This window comes from Bacteroidia bacterium, from assembly GCA_025056095.1.
Classification (GTDB): Bacteria; Bacteroidota; Bacteroidia; order JANWVE01; family JANWVE01; genus JANWVE01.
In genome coordinates, this window is record JANWVW010000245.1 from 1 (window position 1) to 4,109 (window position 4,109).

At 36.9% G+C, this 4,109-nt stretch carries 3 protein-coding genes; 2 read left to right on the top strand and 1 reads right to left on the bottom strand.

Annotation, left to right across the window (positions count from 1 at the left end; genetic code table 11):
- Positions 1-144: 144 nt before the first annotated feature.
- Together gatA and NZ519_12790 are read left to right on the top strand one after the other, a co-directional pair.
- Positions 145-1,590 carry an Asp-tRNA(Asn)/Glu-tRNA(Gln) amidotransferase subunit GatA gene (gene gatA / locus NZ519_12785; GenBank protein MCS7029630.1) on the top strand — a complete coding sequence of 482 codons (1,446 nt, stop codon included), beginning with the start codon at positions 145-147 and terminating at the stop codon, positions 1,588-1,590.
- An 87-nt stretch (positions 1,591-1,677) separates the two neighbouring features.
- The gene (locus NZ519_12790) at positions 1,678-3,630 is read left to right on the top strand and encodes an OmpA family protein (GenBank protein ID MCS7029631.1); all 1,953 of its coding nucleotides are present in this window, start codon (positions 1,678-1,680) and stop codon (positions 3,628-3,630) included.
- A 3-nt stretch (positions 3,631-3,633) separates the two neighbouring features.
- On the opposite strand, the gene NZ519_12795 is transcribed toward NZ519_12790, so the two are convergent.
- On the bottom strand, positions 3,634-3,999 hold the full coding sequence (locus NZ519_12795) for a DMT family protein (protein ID MCS7029632.1): 366 nt from the start codon (positions 3,997-3,999) through the stop codon (positions 3,634-3,636).
- Between the last annotated feature and the right edge of the window lie 110 nt (positions 4,000-4,109).

Here is a 4,109-nt window from a genome sequence, read left to right on the forward strand (position 1 = left end):
GCGTAGCCCGTAGCACGCCGACCTTGCCCACACCAGCGCAAGCGAAGTGTGGGCAAGGGCACGCCCAAAAAATAAAATTTCATAACACCTAAAAGTCAATTAAGACTATCCTTTTTGTAAAACAAAATAGCATATTTTTGTGGCATGAACTATATTAGCTTCGCACATCTTCAAGAAGATTTGAAAACACAAAAAATAACCTGTCAGCAAATTCTTACCTACTACCTCAATAGAATTGAACAAAACAAACATTTGAACGCTTTTTTAGAAGTTTTTACCGAAAGTGCTACACAAACAGCCATTAAAATTGACGAAAAAATAAAACAAGGTAAAGCTATCGGCAAATTAGCAGGCATGGTCATAGGCATAAAAGATGTGTTTGCATACAAGGGACATAATTTGAACGCAGCTTCTAAAATTTTGCAAAATTTCAAGAGTATTTATACAGCGACCTGCGTTCAACGCTTGATTGATGAAGATGCTATCATTATAGGCAGACTAAACTGTGATGAATTTGCAATGGGCTCATCTAATGAGAACTCTGCTTTTGGAAACGTACTAAACTATCTCAATACAGATTATGTACCTGGTGGGTCATCAGGCGGGTCAGCAGTGGCTGTATCTGCGGATTTATGTTGGGCAAGTTTAGGCACAGACACGGGAGGATCTATTCGCCAACCTGCATCCTTCTGCGGAGTAATAGGATTAAAACCTTCATACGGGCGTATTTCAAGGTATGGTATTGTAGCTTATGCATCTTCCTTTGACCAAGCAGGAACCTTTACAAAAAATATAGAAGACGCTGCCTTGTTACTCTCTGTAATGGCAGGTAAAGACGATTACGATGCTACTTGTTCAGAAAAGCCTGTACCTAATTACCTTGATGCAATACAACTTGAACCTCAAAAACTAAAATTTGCTGTACTCAAATCAGTTTTAGAAAGCGAAGGTTTAGCCGATTATATCAGAGTTGCTTTTGAAAACAAAGTTAAAGCAATTGAAAGTCAAGGTCATACAGTTACTTATATAGATTTTCCCTATTTAGACTACCTTATCCCTACATATTACGTGCTAACTACTGCAGAAGCTTCATCAAACTTAGCCCGATACGATGGAATACGCTACGGATACAGAAGTCAAAATGTCAGTGAAGGTGAAATGGGATTAGAACAAACGTACACAAAAAGCCGCACAGAAGGTTTTGGAAAAGAGGTAAAACGTAGAATCATGTTAGGAACATTCGTATTAAGCGCGGGCTACTACGATGCTTACTATACCAAAGCCCAAAAAGTCCGCAGAATCTTGTACAATTTTCTAAAAAACACTTTCACTACTTTTGATGCCATTCTGCTACCAGCTACACCTACTTCAGCCTTTAAATTCGGAGAAAAAACCAAAGACCCTGTAAGTATGTACTTGTCAGATATTTACACGGTTTTAGCTAATTTAGGTGGAAACCCTGCTATTTCTATACCCTTAGGAAAAAACCCTGCTAATAACCTACCTTTTGGCTTACAAATTATTACCGATACCTTTGAAGAGGGTAAATTGCTGCAAATAGCTAAACACTTACAAAATATGGAGAATTAAACTTTGAGATAAATTCATTTTTACTGATTGTCAGTAAGTTCAATTGATATACGTAGGACAGGATACAATTTGTTATTTTTAAGGGCTATGATAAGGTTATGTTGGTTTGCTTTATTTTTAGTTTTTTTAGTAGGGGCAAATGCGCAGACACCTGTATTTGAGTTTGAAAAAGAGGTAAAGCCCAGCGGTTTTGTTTTGCAAAATGTCAAGGGCAAGTTCAGTTATGTTACCACAGCAAAAGGTAGCCGAAAGGTATATGTTTTTGAGCCTAATCAAGGTTTTACTTTGCAAGTACCTAATGTTTTTTTGAAAGGAGTATACACAATAGAAATGGTATTACAGCTTTCAGAAGTAGAGTCTTATGCTCGGATTCTCAATTTTGGTTCGCCTAGTTCAGATGCAGGTATTTATGCGCGGCATAGTACTGTGGTATTTTATCCTAACTACAAGTCTGACCTACGCATATTAAGACCTAATAATTGGTTTCACTTGACTTTAGTCCGATGCGCTAATAGTGTATTTGCTGCTTACATCAATGGTGAATTGGCTTTTGAGTTCAAAGACAACTTGAAGGTTTGTCAATTGCAGTATTCTTTAATTTTTTTTGACGATGATGGTTCGGAAAGTCGCTCGGGCATTTTAGGTACTTTGAATCTATTTCAGGAATGTTTAGAACAAAGTCAAATTGCACAGAGGGCTAAAAAGTATTTAGAAGAGTACGGACAGAAAAAAATACCTGCAAGTACAGAAAAAACGCAGCAAACCTATTACGAATATCGTTTTGAAGGAAATTTTAACCCTGAAAGCGGTAAGGGACCTGTACTCAAACCTGTTGGCAAGGGCAAATTTGAGATAGAGAACATAGGTCCGTGCGCTTCAAAAGGTGTGTATTACTTTGAACAAGGTGGTGGTTTTACGTTTGAAAATAAAGGTTTTATTGGTGCAGAGCATACTATAGAGCTTTATTTCAAGCTTGATAATCTTAAAAGTTGGAAACGAATATTAGACTACAAAAATCGCCAGTCTGATACAGGTCCGTATGTGTTTGATAATCAGATAGAGTTTTACAAAGTGGCTATTAGTAAAAACTTTCCTTTTCGTGAAAACAAATATGCACACGTAGTATTAGTCAGAGAAGCAAATGAAATGTATTCCCTATACGTAGATGGAATGCTACGAGCTGCATTTAGGGATATTAACGAATTAGGTTTAATCAGTCAGGAAGAGGTTTTGCACTTCTTTCAAGATGACTTACAAGTACCTAATGAATGCAGCAGTGGCGCTATTGCTTTTCTAAGAATATACAACTTTGCCATCAGTCCTGAACAAATTGCAGAAAATAGCCAAAACGTACCTTGTCCAAAACCTTTGATAGCCCAAAATACACAACCTCCAAAAAATTATTTATCTGAAACGCCCAAAGAAACAGCTTTGCTTACTTATCAATTGAACCTCAATATTGTGGATGAACTAACTCAAAATCCTGTTATTTCAAGGATTGTCATTAAGAGCAAAGAACAAAATCGGCAGATAGTAGATACAATTTCAAATTCAGTTCGTAAAACTGTACCAGAAGGCATGTATCAAATTTTAGTGGAAAGTAGTGGTTATTTACCTGCCCAACAAGATATAGCAGTAATGAAGGGCAGTACAAGCAAAACCATTATACTCAAAAAAATAGAAGTAGGTACAGTAGCAACATTGGAAAACATTTATTTTGAACCTAATAGCGATAAAATTGTCGTAGAGTCGTATCCTTACTTACTCAGCTTTGCTAATTATCTCAAAAACAATCCCAACTTAAAAGTTCGCATCAATGGGCATACTGACATAGGTACGGCTAATACAAGTCCTGCATATTTGTTGGAACTATCTCAAAAGCGTGCAGATGCCGTAGTTAATTTTTTAGTTAGAAATGGCGTAAATCCTAGTCAGCTTACCAGCAAAGGTTATGGTAACACAAAACCTGTTGCATCTAACGATACTCCCGAAGGTAGAGCTAAAAACCGACGAGTAGAATTTGAAATACTTCAAAAGTAACATCTATCTATAAGCAAAATAAACGGCACCAATGAGAAGTAAAAAGGAAATAATGTGATTGTAACTAAACTGCTCTTTTTTGAACACTATCAAGGTAAAAAGGACGAATATAGAAAGGTGAATTACTTCTTGTAGTACTTTTAGTTCAATTAAGGAAAAAGGACCTCCGTTGTCCTTGTAGCCTAATCGGTTTGCAGGCACTTGAAAACAATATTCAAAAAACGCTAATCCCCAGCTTATTAAAATAATGAGCCATATACTTGTTTCTTTGAACAGGTTCATTTGCTTGAATTTCAAATGTCCGTACCAGGCTAGCATCATAAAAGTATTAGAAATGCATAGCAGAATGATAGTGTAGAGGGCTTTCATAGTGCAAAGTTAGGTTAAGTTTGATAATTTTTTTCTTTTTTGGGCGTGCCCCTTGCTGACGCAAGGGTCGGGGCATTCCGCACTACGCTTCGCTTCGGTGCTTCGCTAAC